Origin of the sequence: Geodermatophilus siccatus, from assembly GCF_900103785.1 — a bacterium.
GTDB lineage: Bacteria > Actinomycetota > Actinomycetes > Mycobacteriales > Geodermatophilaceae > Geodermatophilus > Geodermatophilus siccatus.
The window spans coordinates 295,094-313,763 of record NZ_FNHE01000001.1; the positions used below are offsets into that span (position 1 = coordinate 295,094).

Genomic DNA, 18,670 nt, shown 5'->3' on the forward strand with positions numbered 1-18,670 from the left:
ACCGTGGGCGACCGCGAGGGCGAGCTGCGCGCGAGCTACCGGGGACTGGTCGCCGAGCTGGAGGCGCTGCTCTACCGGCACGACCCCGTCGGCATCGCGTTCGGCGACAACCCCGACGAGTACGCACCTGAGGCCGGCACCATCGCCGTGCGCCTGCAGGACGCCCGCACGGTCGACGACGTCCGGGCAGTCGTGCACGCGGAGTTCGTCCGCTGGTTCGACGAGGACACCGCCGGACCGGTGGAGCGGTACCACCGGGTGGCCGAGGAGATCTGGACGCTGCTCGGCCGGCGGTGATCGCCGACGTGGCGCAGCAGTCCCCGCCTGGCGCTGCGGGGCGAGGTCGGCGACCGACCGCTCACCTCGGAGCGGTGAGGATGCGGGGGCCGTCGTCGGTGACCGCCACGGTGTGCTCGACGTGCGCCGCGCGGCTGCCGTCGGCGCTGTACAGCGTCCACCCGTCGGCGGCGACCCGGTAGTCGTCGCTGCCGCCCGCCAGGAACCAGGGCTCGATCGCGATCACCAACCCCGGACGCAGCGGCAGCCCGCGGCCGGGGCGGCCCTCGTTCGGGACGGACGGCGGCTCGTGCATCGAGCGGCCCACGCCGTGACCGCCCTGGTCGGTGTTGATCCCGCACCCGCCGGCCCGGCCTACCGCGCCGATCGCCGCGGAGATGTCGCCGACCCGGTTGCCGACGACGGCCGCGGCGACCCCGGCCGCCAGCGCGCGCTCGGTGGTCGCGACGAGCTCGAGGTCCTCCGGCCGGGGCGTGCCCACCGGGAAGGTGATCGCGGCATCGCCCACCCAGCCGTCGAGGGTGGCCCCGGCGTCCACGCTGAGCAGGTCGCCGTCCTCCAGCTCCTGCGGGGTCGGGATGCCGTGCAACGCGACGTCGTTGACCGACAGGCAGACGACGCCGGGGAACGGCGGCGTGGTGGCCAGCGGCGCGTACCCGAGGAACGGCGAGGAGGCGCCGGCGTCGGCGAGGACGGCGCGGGCCACCTCGTCCAGCTGGGTGAGCCGGACACCCGGGGCCGCGGCGGCACGGACGGCGGCCAGCATGTCGGCCACGACCGCTCCGGCGGCGCGCATCGCGTCCAGCTCGCCCTGCGTGCGCAACTCGATCAACGGTCCTCCTCGGGCGGCGGGATCGGCGATCCCACACGGACACGGGCCCACGAGCGTGCGAGATCGGTGCTCTCGTCGGCGAGTCGGGAGCTCAACTCGCGAGCTGCTCCTCGAACCAGGCCCGCGCGCGGGCGTTGCCCGCCCGGCCCCGCTCCCCCGCCGCCCGCACCCGTTCGGCCAGCTCGCCGGACAGGCAGCGCGCCAGGGCGGCGTCGAGTGCCTCGGCGGTGAGCTCCTCGGCGGGCAGGACGAGCGGCCAGTCCAGCGCCGCGGCCTGGCTGGTGACCTTGGCGCCGCCGGCGATCGGGTCGCAGGCGACGACCGGCCGGCCGTGCTTGAGGCCGAGCACCAGCGCGTGCAGCCGCATGCTCACCACCACGTCGGCCCGGCGCACCAGCGCCTCGACCTGGGCCGGACGGCGGGCGTGCGGCTTCTCGTAGAGGTCCATGTCGAGCTCGAACCAGGGCAGCGCGCGGTCGGCCAGCCACTCCTCGATGGCGTCGCGGACCCGACCGGCCTGACTGCGCTCCCCGTACTCGCCCTGCACCGGCGTGAACGCCACTGCGATCACCGGCACCTGCGGCTCCGGGCCCTCGACGGCGAGGTCCGGGCGGGCCAGCCCCGCGGCGTCGCGCTCCCACACCCGGTCGAACAGGACCCGTGCGGACTCCTGCACCACCGACACGTTGACCGCCCAGCGCTGTGCGCCGGCGAAGGTCTCGGTGAGCTCGCGCAGCAGCGGCCGGTCGGCCAAGGGGCCGCTGACGAACACCAGGTGCGTGTAGGCGGCCGGGTCGACGTCCCGCCAGTCCACGCCGCGCTCCATGTACGGCGCCCAGGCGACGTCGTGGTCGACGCCCAGGTCGGTGAGCCACCGGGCCACCACGTCGGCGCCCAGTTCGTCGCCGACGGTGGCGATCACCTCGTCGAAGGAGAACCACCCGGCGACCAGCACACGCATGGTCACCAGACTCGCACCGACGGGTGACCGGGACCCGTCGGGGGAACGAGATCCTGGTCGCAGCGGTTGCCCGACCGCCGACCGACCCCGAGGAGGACCCGTGAGCGACACCGCCGGCGACCTGGACCTGTCCGCCATCGAGCGAGAGCGCACCCGGATCCGGGAGGCGCACCTCAAGCCCTCGGGCGAGCGGCCGGCGTCGACCGCACGCGGCCTGCACCACACCGCGCTGATCAGCAGCGACGTCGAGCGCACGGTCCGCTTCTACCAGGACGTGCTCGGCTTCCCGCTGACCGAGCTGATCGAGAACCGCGACTACCCCGGTTCGTCGCACTTCTTCTTCGACATCGGCAACGGCAACCTGATCGCCTTCTTCGACTTCCCCGGCCTGGACGTCGGCCCCTACGCCGAGGTGCTCGGCGGGCTGCACCACATGGCCATCAGCGTCGACCCCGAGCGCTGGTCCGAGCTGGTGCAGCGGCTGACCGCCGCCGACGTGCCGCACGAGGTGCACAGCGGCGTCTCGGTCTACTTCCGCGACCCCGACGGCGCACGCATCGAGCTGATCGCCGACCCGCTCGGTGAGATGTACGGCCACCAGGTCCTCTGAGGGGGAGCCCGTCCCGGCCGCCGCTTCAGGCGGAGGCGTCGACCAGGTCGGCGTAGTCGGGGTGCCGGTCGATCCAGGCGCGGACGAACGAGCAGCGCGGCACCACCTGCCGCCCGTGTGCCCGGACGTCGTCCAGCGCGCCGCGGACCAGCGTGCTGCCCACGCCGCTGCCCTCGGCGTCGGGGTCGACCTCGGTGTGGGTGAACACCACCCGGTCGCCCCGCCGCTGGTAGTTGGCCAGGCCGAGCACGCGGTCGCCGGCACGGGCCTCGTAGCGGCCGGCCTCGGGGACGTCGGTGACGGTGAGCTCCATGCCGGCACATTCTCCTCGGCCCCGTCCAGGGCACCGCCCCGAGCCTGCGGGGGTGGGAGGACGGGCGGCCCGGCAGGGTCCCGCCGCGAGCGCGCGAGCGGTGGGCAGGGGGTCCTGCCATCAGTCGGCGAGCCCCAGCGCCCCGGTCGGGCACTGGGCGACGGCGTCCCGGACGGCGTCCTCGTCGGCCTGCCCCGGCTGCGGCCGCAGCACCCGGACGACGCCGTCCTCCCCGACCTCGAAGACGTCCGGCGCCAGGAGCTCGCAGGTGCCCGAACCGACGCAGACGTCGAGGTCGGCCTCGACGCGCATCAGCGCCCTCGACCCAGCCGGGCCGGCAGCCGCTTGACGCCGTTGACGAACGACGACCGAAGCCGGTCCGGCTCGCCGGTGACCTCGAGGTCGGGCAACTGGTCGAGCAGCGCCCGGAAGGTCACCGCCAGCTCCCGGCGGGCCAGGTGCGCGCCGAGGCAGAAGTGCGGCCCCTTCGACCCGAACCCGACGTGCGGGTTGGGGTCACGGGCCAGGTCGAGGACCTCCGGGTCCCGGAACACGGCCGGGTCGCGGTTGGCGGCGGCGTAGAGGAGCAGGAACTTGTCGCCCTCTCGGAAGCGGTGACCGTTGACCTCGCCGTCCCGGGTGGCGGTGCGCCGCATCCAGGTGACCGGGCTGGTCCAGCGCACCACCTCCTCGACGGCGGTGCGGTCCAGCCGCGGGTCGGCCGCCCACCGCGCCCGCTGGTCGGGGTGCTCGTGCAGCGCCAGCACACCCTGGGAGATGGCGTTGCGGGTCGTCTCGTTGCCGGCGACCAGCAGCAGGATGAAGAACGACGCGATCTCCTGGTTCGACAGCCGCTCGCCGTCGACCTCGGTGGTGACCAGCGCGGTGGTGAGGTCCGACCGCGGGCGCTCCAGCCGCTCGGCGGCCAGCCGCTCCATGAGACCGGCGAGCTCCATGCCGGCCAGCAGGAAGGCGGTGACCGGGTCGTTCTCGTCCTCGATGAGCTCGGGGTCCCCGCCGGAGAGGATGACGTTGGACCGCGCGAGCACCATGGCGCGGTCCTCCTCCGGGACGCCCATCATGTCGCAGATGACCCGCAGCGGGATCGGTGCGGCGACGTCGGTGACGACGTCGATCGACCCGCCCTGCGCCTCCGCCGTCCGCCGGGCACGGGTCAGCACGTCGTCGACGACCGCACGGACGCCGTCCACCAGCTGCTCGAGCATGCGCGGGGTGAACGCCTTGGAGACGATGCGCCGGATCTTGGCGTGCCGGGGGTCGTCCATGCTGATCAGCGAGCCGTAGAACTCGTTGAGGTCGGCCGGGACGTCGGGGATGGACACCGCGCCGCGGCCCGAGCAGAAGACCTCCGGCTGCGAGCTGATCGCCTCCAGGTCGGCGTAGCGGGTGACGGCCCAGTAACCGGGCCCGACCGGGATCCCCGGCATCTCGGGCTCGGCGAAGAACGCGAAGGGTCGCTCCCTGCGCAGGGCCGCGAAGGTCGCGTACCGCACCGACGGCGGCCCGATCCACCAGTCCCGGTCGGAGAGGTCGACCGCGTCGAGGTCGACGGGCCCGGACGGAACGGCCTCAACGGTCACGGGTGCCCTCCCTGGGAGCGTCGGTGACCGCGACGTTAGGGAGCCGGCCGGTGACGCACAACACCCTCGGGGCGGCCGGCAGCACGACGACGGAGGGCCCGGTCACCGTGGTGACCGGGCCCTCCGCACGTGGTAGCGGGGACAGGATTCGAACCTGTGACCTCTGGGTTATGAGCCCAGCGAGCTACCGAGCTGCTCCACCCCGCGTCGGTGACTCCACCATACACGTCCCGCCGGGACCTCAGAGCGTGCCGGTGTAGACGACCGTCTCGGCCACCTGCGCCAGCCGGATGTTCCGCCGCATGCTCTCCTGCCGGAGCAGCTCGAAGGCCTGCTCCTCGGGGACGTGCAGCCGCTCGAGCAGGATGCCGACGGCCATCCCGATGCGGCGGTTGCTCGCCAACGCCCGTTCGAGGTTGTCGGCCCGGCGCTCGGCCGTCTCCGCCCGGGCGCGCAGCTCGGCGAGCTCGGTGGCGCTCGCCGCAGCGGCCGACCGTCCACCGCGGTCGGTGAGTTCCCGGTGCTGCTGCCGCCTCGTCTCGATCTGGACCCGCAGCTCCGCGGCGCGGACCCGTGCCTCCTGGTTCCAGGTCCGCAGCGCTGGCAGGTCCACGGACGACGGCTCGCCGGTCTCGGTGCTGTGGGTCATCGGGGGTCGTCGGCTCCCTGGGGCGCGGGCAGCAGGGGCACTGGGCTGGACCCCGGCTGTAGTGACTCCAGTATGGCCACCCCCCGGTCCGCCGCCGCCGACCGCGGGGCGTCAGACGGGTTCCGGCGCTCCGGCCCGGGCCGGCTCCCCGGCGTCCGACGCCGTCCTCCCGGGCAGGGTCCGGCGTGCCCGGCCCCGCACCAGCCGCGACAGGGCCGTGGTCTGACCGAACGCCGCCGTCAGCCGGTCGAGGAAGATCGCGAGCAGGACGACGGCGAGACCGCCCTCGAACCCGGAGGCGACGTCGAGCTGGGTCACCGCCCGGACCACGACCGCGCCGAGACCCGCGGCGCCGAGCAGTCCGGCCGTGACCACCATCGACAGCGCCAGCATGATCACCTGGTTGATGCCGGCCATGATCGACGGCAGCGCGAGCGGCAGCTGGACCTCCCGCAGGATCTGGCCGGGCCGGGCACCGAAGGCGTGTGCCGCCTCCACGACCTCCCGGTCGACCTGCCGGATGCCGAGCTCGGTCAGCCGCACGCCGGGCGGGATGGCGAACAGGATCGTCGCCACGACGCCGGGCACGACGCCCACGCCGAAGAAGAACACGGCCGGGATGAGGTAGACGAACACCGGCGTCGTCTGCATGGAGTCCAGCACCGGCCGGACGACGACGCTGACCGCCCGGTTCCGGGCCGCCAGGATGCCGATCGGCACCCCGATCGCCGTGGCGATCACCGCCGCCACCAGGACCAGCGCGAGGGTCTGCATCGTCTCGACCCACAGCTCCAGCGAGACCACGAGCAGGAACGCCAGCACCGTGTAGAGCGCCAGCCCCCACCCGCGGACCACGAGGGCGATCAGCGTGAAGACGACGATCCACACCACTGGCGGCGCTGTCGCCAGCACGCCGGTCAGGCCGTCGACGAGGACCTGCATGACCGCGGAGATGGCGTCGAACAGCCACGGCACCGTGGCCAGCAGCCAGTCGATGAGGTCCGCGACCCACCGACCGAGCGGGATGTCCGGCACGATCAGGCCCCCCGTCGCGCGGGGACGGCGGCCAGCGCGTCGAGCACTGCCGCACGGGGCACCACGCCCAGCAGCCGGCCGTCGTCGTCCACGACCCCCAGCGGCACCGCGGAGCGGCCGACCAGGTGGACGAACTCGACCAGCGGGCGATCGGGTGCGGTCGTGGCGAAGTCGGCGACCAGCTCCTGCGGGCCGAGTGCCGTCCGGCCCTCCTGCAGCGCGCGGGCCAGCAGGTCGTCGCGAGCCACCCCGGCGATCCGCCCGTCCTCGCCGAGCACGTAGACGCCGTTGGCCTCGGCGGCACCGAGGGCACGCAGCACCTCCCCCGCCGGCTGCCCGAGCCGGGCGGTCAGCCGCGGCTCGCGCAGCAGGTCACCGGCGGTGAGCACGCGGGTGCGGTCCACGTCGGAGGTGAAGTCGGCGACGTAGTCGTCGGCCGGCGCGGAGATGATCTCCGGTCCGGTGCCCAGCTGCACCGTGCGCCCGTCCTTGAGCATCAGGATGCGGTCCCCCAGCCGCATGGCCTCGTTGAGGTCGTGCGTGATGAAGACGATCGTCTTGTGCAGCTCGGTCTGCAGCCGCACCAGCAGGTCCTGCATGTCGCGCCGGATGAGCGGGTCGAGGGCCGAGAACGGCTCGTCCATGAGCAGCACCTCGGAGTCGGCGGCGAGCGCGCGGGCCAGGCCCACGCGCTGCTGCATCCCCCCGGAGAGCTGGTCGGGCCGCGCGTCGGCCCGCTCCAGCAGCCCCACCGTGCGCAGCGCCCAGTCGGCACGCTCGCGCTGCTCGGCCGCGCCGATCCCCCGGATCTTGAGCGCGTAGGCCGCGTTCTCCCGCACGGTGCGGTGCGGCAGCAGCGCGAAGTGCTGGAACACCATGCTGACCTTCTCGTTGCGCAGCGTGCGCAGGTCGGCGTCGCTGAGCGCCCGCAGGTCCTGGCCGTCGACCTCGATGGTGCCCGCGCTGGGCTCGATGAGCCGGTTGAGCAGCCGGACCAGCGTCGACTTCCCCGACCCGGACAGGCCCATGATGACGAACAGCTCCCCGCGCTCGACGGTGAAGCCCACGTCGTGGACGGCGAGCGTGCTCCCCGTCCGCCGCTGGACCTCGTCGCGACCGACGCCCTCACCGGCCAGCCGCAGCGCCTCCTGCTCGCGCGCGCCGAAGACCTTCGTCAGCCCGGTCGCCCGCAACACCGGCGGCACGGTCAGCCCACCCACTCGTCGATCTGGTCGGCGTGGTCGTCGACCCACTGCCGCGCGACCTCCGTGACGTCCTCGCCGTCGACGTCGACCTGCTTCTGCATCTGCTCCATCTCCTCGACGGAGATGCGCAGGTCGACGAGCAGGTCGGCGAAGCCGGGCGCCTGGTCCTGCAGCTCGGTGCTGGCGGCGATGTTCGCGCTGTACGACGGCATCGCGCAGGCGCCGTCGCCCTCGGGCGCCAGGCAGCCCTCGGTGTAGGGCGTGGGCTCCTCCAGCTGGACCATGTCGTACTGCGCGAAGACGGCGTGCGGGTGGTACAGGTACAGCACGATCGGCTCCTCGCGGCTGTAGCTGTTCTCCAGCTGCGCCAGCTCTGCCGCCTCGCTGGAGACGACGTGCTCCAGCGAGATCCCGTAGCCCTGTAGCCGCTTGGCGTTCTGCTCGGTGGTGATGTAGCCGGGGTCGGCGTCGTAGAACTTGTTGCCCAGCGGCCCGGCGTAGTCGTTGAGCTGGGTCACGCTGGTCAGGCCCTCGAGCGGGCCGCCGGGCGCGACGGCGTAGGCGGGCACGAACCAGCCCTGCGCGGCGTCGCCGTAGGTCTCCGACACGATCTCGACCCGGTCGCGGGCGCTGTCGGCGAGCTCCTGCTGGTTGGGCAGCGCGACCTCCGTCAGCAGGTCGATGTCACCGCGCTGCGCGCCCGCCCACGCGGCAGCCGGGTCCAGCTGCGTCGTCTGCAGCGTCGCCACGCCCAGCTCGGGACGGTCGGCGGCGATCTCGCTGAGGATGGAGTTGGTCAGGCCGGCGGCCGTCCAGCTGAACTGGGCGGTCTGGACGGTGATGCCGTCCCCACCGCCGACCGCACTGTCGGCGCCCTCCTCGGCGCTGCACCCGGCGGCGGTCGCGGCGAGGAGAGCGGCCAGCGCCACCGCGGATGCGCGGGGACGGATCGTGGTGTGCAGCATGGGGTCTTCTCTCGTTGTGGCGCCGGGCGCGGGCTCGCCGGCGTGGTGGTCGTGCGACGAGGCGCAGGCCCTCGAGGGGCCTGCGCCTCGCCGTGCGGTCAGTTCTCTGGGACGAGCGTCGTGCAGGTGCCCGGTCAGGCGCCAGTCGGGCCGATCGGCCGGTCCCCCCGGAGCGTGATGCGGTGCATGACGCGCCGCTGGTCGCCGTAGTCGCGGTTGGCGTAGTGCACCGTCGAGCGGTTGTCCCACATGACGACGTCGCCGACCGACCAGCGGTGCCGGACGATGTGCTCTGGCTTGGTGATGTGCGCGTAGAACAGGTCGAGCAGGTACCGGCTCTCGGCGTCGGAGACGTCCTTGATGTGCGACACGAAGCCGGGGTTGACGAACAACCCCTTGCGGCCGGTCTCCGGGTGCACCCGCACCACCGGGTGCTCGATCGGGACGAGGGCGCGGAACTCCTCGCCCTCCCACGTGGTCCGCTCCTCGCGCTGGGCGAGGTAGTACCCGAACTCGCGCGTGCCGTCGTGCACCGCGACCAGTTGGTCGGCCAGGCGCCGGACCGGCTCGCTGAGCGACTGGTAGGCCAGCTCCAGGTCCGCCCACTGGGTGTCCCCGCCCGTGGGCGGCAGGACGACGGCCCGCAGGACCGATCCCAGTGGCGGACGGCGGACGAAGGTGACGTCGGTGTGCCAGACGTCGGCGAAGCCGCCCGTGGCGCTGTCGAGCGCGTAGATCTCGGGGTGCTGCTCGTCGACACCGGGGACCACCGGGTGCGACTCGGTGACCTCGCCCAGGCGGCGGCCCAGCGCGATCTGGCTGTCGGGGTGCAGGGCGTGCTGGCCGGCGAAGAACAGCACCTTGTACTCGGCGAGGGCGGTCCGGATGGCGCGGACCTGGTCGTCGGTGGCGCGGCTGAGGTCGACGCCGTGGACCCGGGCGCCGATGGACGGCTCGAGGCGCTCGATCTCGAGGAGCCGGCGCTCGGCGGCGGTGGAGGCGGGCGCGGTCGTGGGGGCAGCGAGCAGGGTCATGTGGGGGGCTCCGGTGGCGAGGGGAACGGTTGGCTCGGACGGCATCAGGCCGGACAGAGCGCGCTCGCGCACCGCAGCAGGTCGACGTGCCGGCGCTCGACGAGCGCTAACCGCACAATCCCGACCAACTGCATGGGGATTACCGTAGCGGCCGTCCCCGTTCCCGTGTCGGAGGGGGTCCGTGTCCCCCTCGACCTGCGTGCAGATGCGACGGTCGAGGGATCGGCCGCCAGCAGGTGGGCCCTCGCGCCGGGTCCTCACCGCGGGACGCCCGACGACGGGCAGGAGGCGGTGGCCGCGGCGGTCCGGCGTCCGACGGCAGCTCGGCAGCTGAGGCGGCGGCCCGTCCAGGATCTTGGCAGGCGCTTCGGACAGGCGGACGCGGCCCGTTCGGCCACGGCCCGGCCTCGCTGGCCGCTCCTCCCATCGGGGCTGACCTCCCGCGGCGCCCGGCGGGATGGGCACTCGGGCACTCGGGCACTCGGGCACTCGGGCTCTGTGCCCCTGCCGGGCGCCTCACTATGTTCGCCTCCCACCTGTACCCGGGAGACGACATGGACGAGGTCCGCACCCGACCCCAGGACACCGCGCAGCAGAGCACCGGCCGGCCGGATTGGACCGCCCCAGGGCCCGGCTCGTGGTTCCTCGACGCCAGCCACGTCCCCCGGCCGCTGTCCCGGTTCACCGCCTCGGTGATGCCGGACGCGGTGATGGCCGGGTTCGCCGACACCCTCGCCCGCTACGGCAGCCTGCTCGAGGGGATGGACGTCGCCATCGTCGGGGGCTTCATGTACAGCCGCCTACGCGCGGTCGGCGCGCCTCCGGACGCCGTCGGACCGCCGCCCGAGCCGGTCTTCCGGCAGCTGCTGCAGGAGGTCCCCGAGCTGCGCGAACGGCTGGCCACGGCCGAGGCTGTTCTCGCAGAGCGCCGGTGGCGGCGGGACCTGCAGCTCTGGGACGACTCGGTCAAGCCGGCGCTGCACGCCCTGCACAAGGCCCTCACGACGGTCGCCCTGCCGGCGCTCGACGACCGGGAGCTGTGCGACCACGTCGACCGGTGTGCCGCGGCCCTGTCCGAGGGACACCTGCAGCACCATCGCCACAACGCGCCGGCGATGCTCCCCGTCGGTGACCTCGTCGTCCATGCCCTGCGGTGGGCGGGGGTCCCTCCCAGCGAAGTGCTCGCGTGCCTCGCCGGCGCGAGCCCGGTCACCGAGGGGGCGCCCGAGGAGCTCGCCGAGCTGGTCACCGCTCTCGCGGACGACGAGGACGCCGCAGCGCTGGTCGGGGATGACACGGTGGAGCCGGGCGACCTGCTCGACCGCCTCGTGAGGCTGCCAGGACCGGTCGGCGACCGAGCCGCCGCGTATCTCTCCGTGCTGTCAGCTCTCCCGGTCGACGGGGAGGACGCCGTCGGCGAGCCGGGCTCCCTGGAAGCTCCCGGCCTGGTCGTGGGGCGGATCCGCGGCGCCCTCCAGCGCGACGGTCGACGCGACCACGCATCGGCGAAGGAGGCCGCAGCGCAGGTGCGCAACGCCGTCCCCCCGGACCACCGGGCGGAGTTCGACGACCTCCTGACCGAGGCCCTGATGGTCTACCGGCTGCGCGACGAGCGCGCCGTGCATGGTGACCGGCTGATGGGGAGCGCCGCCCGGTCCGCGCTGCTGGAGGTCGGTCGCCGGCTGCAGGACCGCGGCGCGCTGGACGACGCCACGGACGCGGTGGACCTCGACGCCGACGAGGTCCGCTCGCTGCTGCTGGCGGGGCATGGTCCCTCTCGAGGAGAGGTCGCCGAACGAGTGCGTTGGCGGCGCACCGCGGACTACCGCGACATGCCCCCGGGCTTCGGCCCGCCGCCGGGTCCGCCTGTCCCGGCGGCGTGGCTGCCACCCGCCGCCGCGCGCATCCACGAGGCGATCGGGTTCGTGGTCTCTGCCGTGCTCCAGGACGCCGCCCGCGCGTCCGGTGCCCGGACGGTCCACGGGCTCGGGGTGAGCACGGGCAGGCACGAGGGCGTCGCCCGGGTGATCGCCGGCCCGGAGGAGCTGTCCCGCATCCAGGTGGGGGACGTGCTGGTCGCTCCGAGCACCGGGCCGGCGTTCAACCTGGTGCTGCCGCGCTTGGGCGCGATCGTGACCGATCGGGGCGGACTGCTGTCGCACGCCGCCATCGTGGCGCGGGAGTTCGGCATCCCCGCGGTCGTCGGCTGCCAGGACGCCACCAGGGTCGTCCCCGACGGAGCGCGCATACGCGTCGACGGGGCCAGCGGCACGGTGACGCTGCTGTGACCCGCCGGCCGCTGCCGCTGGCGGCGGTGGAGGACGAGACCGCCTACGGTGGCAAGGCGGTGGCACTGGGGACGGCGCTGCGCAACGGGCTGCCGGTGCCGCCGGGGATCGCACTGCCGGCGGAGCTCGTCGCCGAGTTGTCCGGTGAGCGCCCTGCCCGGGATGCCGTCCGCGCAGTCGCTGAGCAGCAGCCCGGACCGCTGGCGGTCCGGTCGTCGGCGATCGGTGAGGACGGCGCGAGTTCGAGCTTCGCCGGGCAGCACCTGACGGTCCTCAACCTGGAGGACCCCGACGCCGTCGTGGACGCAGTGGTGCGGGTCGCCGCGTCGGCTTGCTCCCCGTCGGCCGTGGCCTACCGCCGGGCCCGCGGGGACGCGTCGGTGCCGCGCTGCGGGGTGGTGCTGCAGCGACTGGTGCCGGCCGTGGCTGCCGGGGTCCTGTTCTCGATGGACCCGGTCACCGGAGCCGACGAACTCGTCGTGGAGGCCAGTTGGGCACTCGGCGAGGCGGTGGTGGAGGGCCTGGTGATCCCCGACCGGTACCGGCTGGACCGCTGCGGCCGGGTGATCGAGCAGGTGATCGGCCACAAGGACCGGGCGGTCGTACCCCGGCCCGGCGGCGGCACGGCGACGGTCGACGTCGGTCAGGAGCGGTCGCGGCAGCCCTGCCTCGGACCCGAGGAGCTCCGCGCGCTCGCCGACCTGGCCCGGGACTGCGACCGCGTGTTCGAGGGTCCCTCCGACGTGGAGTGGGCGTGCGCGGGCGGATCGGTCAGCCTCCTCCAGCGCCGCCCCATCACGGTGCTCTGCTGAGCCGTGCGGCCCGTGGCACCCCAGGGCAGCGGACCTGCGGCGCTCGCGGGCAGCGGCACCGGCCGGGCGGTCGTCGGTGCGGCGTGCCTGGTGACCACCCTGGTGCCCCTGGGCTCGACATCGGTGGCCGTCGCCCTGCCGTCCATCCAGACGGCCTTCGCTGCCGAGGCGGGCGGCGCCGTGGCCCTGGTGACCGCCTACCTCGTCGTCACCGCGGCTTGCCAACCGATCGCCGGCGCCCTGGGCGACCGGTGGGGTCGGCGGCGCAGCGTCCTCCTCGGAGCGGCCGGGTTCGGCGTGGCCTCGGTGCTGGCGGCCGCGGCCCCGAACCTGCCGGTCCTGGGCACGCTGCGCTGCGTGCAGGCCGCGTGCGGCGCGCTCGCGCTGGTGAACGCGGCGGCGACAGTCCGGACGGCGGTGCCGGACGACCGGCGCGGACGGGCCTTCGGCCTGGTGGGAGCGTCGGCCACGGCGGCGGCCGCGGCAGGTCCGGCCCTCGGCGGGGGCGCCGTCCACATGATCGGCTGGCGGGGAGCCTTTCTCGTGGGCGCGCCGGTGGCCGTGCTGGCCCTGGCCGCCGCGCTATGGGGCTTCTCGGCGGATGCTCGCGCCGCGGCACCGGCTCGCTTCGACCTCTCCGGTGCCGGCCTCCTCCTCCTGCTGCTCGGCGGGAGCGCCGCCCTCCTCAGCGCATCCCCGCAGCTACCCGTGGCAGTTGTCGCGGCGGCGGGCGCCGGACTCGCCGGGCTCGCGGTGTGGTTCGTCCGGCACGAGCTGCGTCAACCGCTGCCCGTCCTGGACGTACGCGTGTTCCGGATCCGCGGTGTGGTGGCGGCCGGTGCCGCGGTTGCGACGGGCAACGCGGCCCTGTACACGGTGGTCCTCGCCGTGCCGCTGCTCGTCGGCACGGCCGGCGCGGTGGGGCTGTTGCTCCCGCTCCTCAGCGGAGCCAGCGTCGCCGCCCTGCTGGGTGGCCGGCTCAGCGACCGCTGGGGACGGCGCCGGCCGGCGGTGCTCGGAGCGGTGCTCATGACCGTTCCGGCCGTCCTGCTGCTGGCGGTGGAACCGGGCCGGGACCGGCTCGCCGCCGCCCTGCTGCTGGGAGCCTGCGGGGTGGGCCAGGGCCTGGCCACCGCCGCCGTCCAGGCCGCGGGACTGGAGGCGCTGCCGCCGGAGCGGGCCGGCCTGGCCTCCGGAGTCTGGTCGACCTGCCGCTACCTCGGCAGCATCACCGGCGCGAGCCTGCTCACCCTGTTGATCTCTGGTGAGGCGGGCACCGGGGTCTTCACGCTGGCCGCCGTCGCCGGGGCGCTGGCGATCGCGGCGTCGGCCGCCCTCCCCGTCAGGCCGACGGCGTAGGCGATGCGCAGAGGCGATCGAGTCGACACCGGTGTGCACGGGGATCCGCGCCCACCCCCGCGCGGCGACGTGCCCCTCCGTGTGGGTTCCGGCGCCTCTGCTCCAGTGACCGAGGGCGCCTGCGAACTGGACGCGGGGACGTGGCACCGGGGACAGCGCCCCACGACCGCCGGTTGCGCCACTGCTGCTGCAGCCCGCTCACACGACAGATCCTTGCGTGAACGACAGTGGCCCTCACAGTCACTGTGAGGGCCACTGTCGGTTGGTAGCGGGGGCAGGATTCGAACCTGCGACCTCTGGGTTATGAGCCCAGCGAGCTACCGAGCTGCTCCACCCCGCGTCGGTGAGACCACCATACCCCCGCGCTCCCCCGGCGTGCAGCGGGGGCCGGCGTGGGCCCCACCACAGGGTGGTGCCCACGCCGGCCGCACGCTCACCCGCCCGGCGTCGTCGCCTGGGCGGCCTGCGCCTGCGCGGTCTGGTACGCCGTGACGGCCTCCTGCAGGTCCTCGAGGGCCTGCCCCTGCCCGGCGAAGTCGCCGTTGCGCTGCGCGGTCTGCAGCGCCGCCAGGGCGTTGTTGATCGCCTCGACCGCCTGCTGCATCTCCGGCGTGCTCGGGGTCCCCGTCCCGCCGTCGGCCGGCGGGGGCAGGGTCGGCGTCGCCGGCGCATCGGGCTGGTCGGTGGGCGCGGGGGCGTCCTCGTTGTCGACGGCGGCCTCGCCCGCCCCGGCGCCGAACACCTGGTCCAGCGCCTCGGCCAGGGTGTTGGCGTACCCGACCCGGTCGCCGTAGTTGACCAGCACCTTCTGCAGCAGCGGGAAGGAGTTCTCCCCCGTGCCCTCGACGTACAGCGGCTCGACGTAGAGCAGGCCGTTGTCACCGATGGGCAGGGTGAGCAGGTTGCCGAACACCGCCCGCGACTCCGCGCTGTTGAACAGCGTGAGGTCCGGCCGCACCTGGTTGTTGGTGATGAACGACTGCTGCACCTGCTGGGGGCCTCGGAACGGCGTGTTGCCCGGCAGGGTCAGCACCTGGATCTGCCCGTAGGTGTCCGGCGCGCTGGAGGCCGACACGAACGACGACAGGTTCTCCCGGCGGAAGGCGTTGAGCGCGCTGGTCAGCTGGAAGCTCGCCTCCGGGTCGCCCGGCCGCTGGGCCAGGATGTAGTACGGCGGCTGCGGCTCCTGGGTGTCCTGCGTCGGGTCGGCCGGGACCGCCCAGCGGTCGTTGCCGCTGTAGAAGTCGCCCGGGTCGCTGACGTGGTAGCGGGTCAGGATGTCCCGCTGCACCTTGAAGAGGTCCTCCGGGTAGCGCACGTGGCTGACCAGGTCCGCGGACATGTCCTCACGCGGCTCGACCAGGCCGGGGAAGGCCTTCATGTAGGTCTGCAGGACCGGGTCCCCGGTGTCCCACTCGTAGAGCGTGACCGTGCCGTCGTAGGCGTCGACGGTGGCCTTCACCGAGTTGCGGATGTAGTTGAAGGTCTCGTTCGGCAGCGCCGTCGTCCCGGTGCCGGTCAGCGCGTCAGCGGCCGCCTCGCCCAGCTCCATCTGCTCGGAGTACGGGTAGGAGCCCGAGGTGGTGTAGCCGTCGAGGATCCACGTCACCCGGCCGTCGATGACCGCGGGGTACGGGTCGCCGTCCACCGTGAGGAAGGGCGCGGCCTTCTCCACCCGGTCCAGCGGGTCGCGGACGTAGAGGACCTTGGAGGCGTCGTTGACGGCGCTGGAGAGCAGGAAGTTCCGCTCCCGGTAGAAGATCGCGAAGGTCAGCTGCCGGAAGAAGCTGCCGATCTCGACGCCGCCCCGGCCGTCGTAGGTGTTGTTGATCTGGCCCTCGCCGTCGCTGCCCTCGGGCAGGTCGAACTCCCGCGGCTCGGACCCCTCGGGGGCGCCGACGACCGAGTAGTCCCGCATCAGCTCGCCGTAGTAGATCCGCGCGCCGTCGTCGCTGACCTCGATGTTGCCGCGGGTCGGCAGGTCCCGGGTGGTGAAGCGGGGCTCGCCGCCCTCCTGGCCGGCGACGACCTCGTTGGCCGGCGCGGCCACGAACCCGTTGCCGTGGGTGTAGACGGTGTGCCGGTTGATCCAGGTGTCCTGGTTCTCGCTGAGCCCCTGGCTGTTGAGCTCGCGGACCGCCACCACGTAGTCCTGCGTCTCGCCGTCGACCGTGTAGCGGTCGATGTCGAGCTTCTCGGGGAAGCCGTAGACGTTGCGGATCTGCTGGCGCGCCGTGAACGTGTCCGACAGGACGTTGGGGTCCAGCAGCCGGGCGTTGGGGATCGTCTCGGTGTCGTTGCGCAGCTCGGCCAGGGCGGCGGCCGGGTCGACCTGCTCGCCGGTCTCCTGCTGGGCGTACTGGACGTACTCCACGTCCGTCAGGTCGTAGGCCTCGCGGGTCGACTCGATCGCGCGGGCGATGTAGTCGGCCTCGCGCTGGTCGGCGCTGGGCCGGACGATGAACTGCTGCACGATGGCCGGGTAGGCCACGCCGATCACCAGGCTGGAGATGAGCAGCAGCACCAGCGCCGCGGCCGGCAGCCGGAAGTTCCGGACGACGATGTTGGCGAAGAACGCGATCGCGCAGACGGCGGCGGCGAAGACCAGGATCGTCTTGGCCGGCAGCAGCGCGTTGACGTCGGTGTAGCTGGCGCCGGTGAACAGGCCGCCGCGGTCGGAGTAGACCAGCGCGTAGCGGTCCAGCCAGTAGGCGACCGCCTTGAGCGCGACGAACAGCCCGAGCAGCACCGACAGCTGCACCATGGCCGCGCCGGTCAGCTTCTGCCCCGGGGTCTGCAGCCGCAGGCCGCCGAACACGTAGTGGGTGAGCAGCGAGCCGATCAGCGCGAGGATCACGATCGCGAAGCCGAAGCTCAGCAGCAGCCGGTAGAAGGGGTAGTCGAAGACGAAGAACGAGACGTCCAGGCCGAACTGGGGGTCGGTCCGGCCGAAGTCGGTGCTGTTGCGGAACTGCAGCCAGGTCTCCCAGCTGCCCTGCGCGGTGAACCCGGCGAACAGGCCCAGCACGACGGCGACCGAGGTGAGCACCAGGATGCGGCGCGGCTCGATCGACTGCCGGTAGCGCTCGAGGTTCTGCTGCTCCAGCGACATCGGCCGGAACGTGGGGCGGAACCGGTAGGCCAGGTAGATCGCCAGCGCGGTGAGGCCGCCGGTGGCCACCCCGGCCACGGCGAAGAGCAGCGCGCGGGTCTGCAGCTCGGTCCAGAAGACCTCGGTGAACCCGGTCTCGTCGAACCAGAGGTAGTCGACGTAGACGTTGGTGAGCGTCCCGATGGCCGTGAAGAGCACCAGCAGGACGGCGATGGCCCCGATGACCACCTTCGCGCGCCGCGACAGGGTCGGCACGGACACGGGGGGCCGCATGGCCACGAGGGTCTCCTTCAGTTGCGGTCGTGACGGAGCGCCACGGACGGTGTCGGCCACGGTCGGTCGGGCCGGCTCCGGCTCGGGCCCCCGGGCACCGATCCGGTCGATCAGACCAACGCTCGGGGCCGTGCCGGGTTCCCCGGACGCCCGCTCCGGCCGACAGCTTCCCCCACCCGGGGACGGTTGTGTCGCCGGGGCGGCGTCAGCAGGTCTGCGGGGTCCGCCCGGCGCGGAAGTCCTCGAGCGCGGTCATGGCCTGGTCGAGGTCGGACACCCGGGCGAGGGTGAGGCCCGGCTGCGGGGCGGCGAGGGCGTCGGCGCAGTTGTCGGCCGGGACGAGGAACAGCTCCGCGCCGATCTCCTCGGCGGCGATCATCTTCAGCTGGATGCCGCCGATCGGGCCGACCCGCCCGTTGGCGTCGATCGTCCCGGTGCCGGCCACCGTCGCCCCGCCGGTCAGGTCGGTGTCACCGACCAGGTCGAGGATGCCGAGGGTCAGCATCAGCCCGGCCGAGGGGCCACCGACGTCCTCGACGGCGATGTCGACGTCGAAGGGTGCCGTGGGCTGCTCGCGGACCAGGACGCCCAGCAGCGAGCCCTCCCTGTCGTCCGCGGCCCGCGTGGTGACCGTCGCCGTCCCCGGCTGCCCCAGGCGCGTGTACGCGACCGGCACCGTCGTGCCGCCGGGGATGGACCGCAGGACGGCGTCCAGCGTCGCGAGGTCGGGCGTCGGCCGGCCGCCGACGCTCTCGATCGCGTCCCCCTCCTGGAGCCGCCCCTCGGCCGGCGAGTCGTCGGACAACCCGCGCACGGCCACCTTCACGGGGTAGCCGAGCTGGGCCAGCGCTGCGGCCTCGGCCGCCTCCTCCGAGGTGAGGAAGGCCTGCCGGTTGGCGTCGCGGGTCTCCTGCTCGCTGCGCCCCGGCGGGTAGACGGTCTCCTCGGGGACGACGCTGACCTCGCTGTCGAACCAGCCCTGCACCGCCTCCACCAGGCTGAGCCCGGCCCGGCTGACACCGACGGTGGTGAGGACCAGCTCTCCCTCGGCCTCGTTCCGGTCGCGGCCCTCGACGCTGATGATCGGCTCGCCCTCGACCTCGCCCAGCGTGTCGAACGTGGGCCCGGGGACCTGCGCGACGTAGGGCACCGGTACCGCTGCGCCGAGCACGCCGAACACCACCAGCAGCACCACGCCGACGCTGAGGACGGCCATCCGACGGGTCACGACCGGCGAGCTTATGTGGCCCCCTGGGCGGAGCCGTCGCTGCGGCGGGACCTGCACCGTTGCGCTCCCGGCGGACGGGGCGTCCGCTGAGGGACT

Annotated in this window: 18 protein-coding genes and 2 tRNA genes; 5 read left to right on the forward strand and 15 right to left on the reverse strand. The window is 73.6% G+C overall.

The features are described 5' to 3' along the window. Nucleotides 1–3 precede the first annotated feature (3 nt). Complete coding sequence (locus BLS21_RS01385) at nt 4–297, forward strand: hypothetical protein (protein ID WP_245699911.1); 294 nt, start codon at nt 4–6, stop codon at nt 295–297. A gap of 61 nt (nt 298–358) precedes the next feature. Here the strand turns inward: BLS21_RS01385 and map are convergent, their stop codons facing one another. Continuing rightward, nucleotides 359–1,129, reverse strand: coding sequence for a type I methionyl aminopeptidase (gene map, locus BLS21_RS01390; RefSeq protein ID WP_091212815.1), 771 nt, complete (start codon nt 1,127–1,129; stop codon nt 359–361). A 91-nt stretch (nt 1,130–1,220) separates the two neighbouring features. Then, on the reverse strand, nt 1,221–2,090 hold the full coding sequence (locus BLS21_RS01395) for a polysaccharide pyruvyl transferase family protein (RefSeq protein WP_091213724.1): 870 nt from the start codon (nt 2,088–2,090) through the stop codon (nt 1,221–1,223). Between the two features lie 100 nt (nt 2,091–2,190). Between BLS21_RS01395 and BLS21_RS01400 the strand changes: the two genes are divergently transcribed. Next, entirely contained in the window at nt 2,191–2,700 is a 510-nt protein-coding gene (locus BLS21_RS01400) for a VOC family protein (protein ID WP_091212818.1), read from the forward strand. 25 nt (nt 2,701–2,725) lie between these two features. On the opposite strand, the gene BLS21_RS01405 is transcribed toward BLS21_RS01400, so the two are convergent. The 10 genes from BLS21_RS01405 to BLS21_RS26370 form a co-directional block, all read right to left on the reverse strand. Then, nucleotides 2,726–3,013, reverse strand: a complete 288-nt coding sequence (locus BLS21_RS01405; protein ID WP_091212821.1) for a GNAT family N-acetyltransferase — start codon at nt 3,011–3,013, stop codon at nt 2,726–2,728. A gap of 120 nt (nt 3,014–3,133) precedes the next feature. After that, nucleotides 3,134–3,325: a ferredoxin gene (locus tag BLS21_RS01410; RefSeq protein WP_091212823.1), complete on the reverse strand. Its 192-nt coding sequence runs from the start codon at nt 3,323–3,325 to the stop codon at nt 3,134–3,136. Beyond that, the gene (locus BLS21_RS01415) at nt 3,325–4,614 is read right to left on the reverse strand and encodes a cytochrome P450 (RefSeq protein WP_091212826.1); all 1,290 of its coding nucleotides are present in this window, start codon (nt 4,612–4,614) and stop codon (nt 3,325–3,327) included. The genes BLS21_RS01410 and BLS21_RS01415 overlap by 1 nt, the downstream gene beginning before the upstream one ends. Nucleotides 4,615–4,744: 130 nt before the next feature. Then, nucleotides 4,745–4,821, reverse strand: a tRNA-Met gene (locus BLS21_RS01420). Between the two features lie 34 nt (nt 4,822–4,855). Next, the gene (locus BLS21_RS01425; RefSeq protein ID WP_091212827.1) at nt 4,856–5,263 is read right to left on the reverse strand and encodes an ANTAR domain-containing protein; all 408 of its coding nucleotides are present in this window, start codon (nt 5,261–5,263) and stop codon (nt 4,856–4,858) included. Nucleotides 5,264–5,374: 111 nt separating this feature from the next. Further along, nucleotides 5,375–6,298, reverse strand: a complete 924-nt coding sequence (locus BLS21_RS01430; RefSeq protein WP_091212830.1) for an ABC transporter permease — start codon at nt 6,296–6,298, stop codon at nt 5,375–5,377. A gap of 2 nt (nt 6,299–6,300) precedes the next feature. Beyond that, on the reverse strand, nt 6,301–7,494 hold the full coding sequence (locus BLS21_RS01435) for a quaternary amine ABC transporter ATP-binding protein (protein WP_245699912.1): 1,194 nt from the start codon (nt 7,492–7,494) through the stop codon (nt 6,301–6,303). A gap of 11 nt (nt 7,495–7,505) precedes the next feature. Next, nucleotides 7,506–8,468: a glycine betaine ABC transporter substrate-binding protein gene (locus BLS21_RS01440; RefSeq protein ID WP_091212833.1), complete on the reverse strand. Its 963-nt coding sequence runs from the start codon at nt 8,466–8,468 to the stop codon at nt 7,506–7,508. Between the two features lie 134 nt (nt 8,469–8,602). Next, entirely contained in the window at nt 8,603–9,502 is a 900-nt protein-coding gene (locus tag BLS21_RS01445; protein ID WP_245699914.1) for a TauD/TfdA dioxygenase family protein, read from the reverse strand. Nucleotides 9,503–9,546: 44 nt separating this feature from the next. Then, on the reverse strand, nt 9,547–9,636 hold the full coding sequence (locus BLS21_RS26370; RefSeq protein ID WP_425431574.1) for a putative leader peptide: 90 nt from the start codon (nt 9,634–9,636) through the stop codon (nt 9,547–9,549). A gap of 420 nt (nt 9,637–10,056) precedes the next feature. On the opposite strand from BLS21_RS26370, the gene BLS21_RS25465 reads away from it, so the two are divergent. Genes BLS21_RS25465 through BLS21_RS01460 form a run of 3 tightly spaced genes read left to right on the forward strand, consistent with a single transcriptional unit; the run spans nt 10,057 to nt 13,961 of the window. Continuing rightward, on the forward strand, nt 10,057–11,790 hold the full coding sequence (locus BLS21_RS25465) for a PEP-utilizing enzyme (RefSeq protein ID WP_139176984.1): 1,734 nt from the start codon (nt 10,057–10,059) through the stop codon (nt 11,788–11,790). Next, nucleotides 11,787–12,602 carry a PEP/pyruvate-binding domain-containing protein gene (locus tag BLS21_RS01455; RefSeq protein WP_175479355.1) on the forward strand — a complete coding sequence of 272 codons (816 nt, stop codon included), beginning with the start codon at nt 11,787–11,789 and terminating at the stop codon, nt 12,600–12,602. Before BLS21_RS25465 ends, BLS21_RS01455 begins: the two co-directional genes overlap by 4 nt. 12 nt (nt 12,603–12,614) lie before the next feature. Beyond that, a complete protein-coding gene (locus BLS21_RS01460; protein ID WP_175479356.1) occupies nt 12,615–13,961 on the forward strand; it encodes an MFS transporter in 1,347 nt (448 codons plus the stop codon). A gap of 263 nt (nt 13,962–14,224) precedes the next feature. Here the strand turns inward: BLS21_RS01460 and BLS21_RS01465 are convergent. The 3 genes from BLS21_RS01465 to BLS21_RS01475 form a co-directional block, all read right to left on the reverse strand. Next, nucleotides 14,225–14,301, reverse strand: a tRNA-Met gene (locus tag BLS21_RS01465). A 93-nt stretch (nt 14,302–14,394) separates the two neighbouring features. Continuing rightward, nucleotides 14,395–17,346 (reverse strand): UPF0182 family membrane protein, encoded by a 2,952-nt coding sequence (locus tag BLS21_RS01470; protein WP_245699915.1) that lies wholly within the window; start codon nt 17,344–17,346, stop codon nt 14,395–14,397. Between the two features lie 205 nt (nt 17,347–17,551). Next, on the reverse strand, nt 17,552–18,574 hold the full coding sequence (locus BLS21_RS01475) for a YlbL family protein (RefSeq protein WP_245699917.1): 1,023 nt from the start codon (nt 18,572–18,574) through the stop codon (nt 17,552–17,554). Between the last annotated feature and the right edge of the window lie 96 nt (nt 18,575–18,670).

Bases quoted from the DNA above. Each gene is read 5' to 3' on its own strand.
- BLS21_RS01395 (WP_091213724.1), bottom strand. From the start codon at position 2,090: ATGCGTGTGCTGGTCGCCGGGTGGTTCTCCTTCGACGAGGTGATCGCC.
- BLS21_RS01470 (WP_245699915.1), bottom strand. From the start codon at position 17,346: ATGCGGCCCCCCGTGTCCGTGCCGACCCTGTCGCGGCGCGCGAAGGTG.
- BLS21_RS01410 (WP_091212823.1), bottom strand. From the start codon at position 3,325: ATGCGCGTCGAGGCCGACCTCGACGTCTGCGTCGGTTCGGGCACCTGC.
- BLS21_RS01405 (WP_091212821.1), bottom strand. From the start codon at position 3,013: ATGGAGCTCACCGTCACCGACGTCCCCGAGGCCGGCCGCTACGAGGCC.
- BLS21_RS25465 (WP_139176984.1), top strand. From the start codon at position 10,057: ATGGACGAGGTCCGCACCCGACCCCAGGACACCGCGCAGCAGAGCACC.
- BLS21_RS01440 (WP_091212833.1), bottom strand. From the start codon at position 8,468: ATGCTGCACACCACGATCCGTCCCCGCGCATCCGCGGTGGCGCTGGCC.
- BLS21_RS26370 (WP_425431574.1), bottom strand. From the start codon at position 9,636: ATGCAGTTGGTCGGGATTGTGCGGTTAGCGCTCGTCGAGCGCCGGCAC.
- BLS21_RS01445 (WP_245699914.1), bottom strand. From the start codon at position 9,502: ATGACCCTGCTCGCTGCCCCCACGACCGCGCCCGCCTCCACCGCCGCC.
- BLS21_RS01425 (WP_091212827.1), bottom strand. From the start codon at position 5,263: ATGACCCACAGCACCGAGACCGGCGAGCCGTCGTCCGTGGACCTGCCA.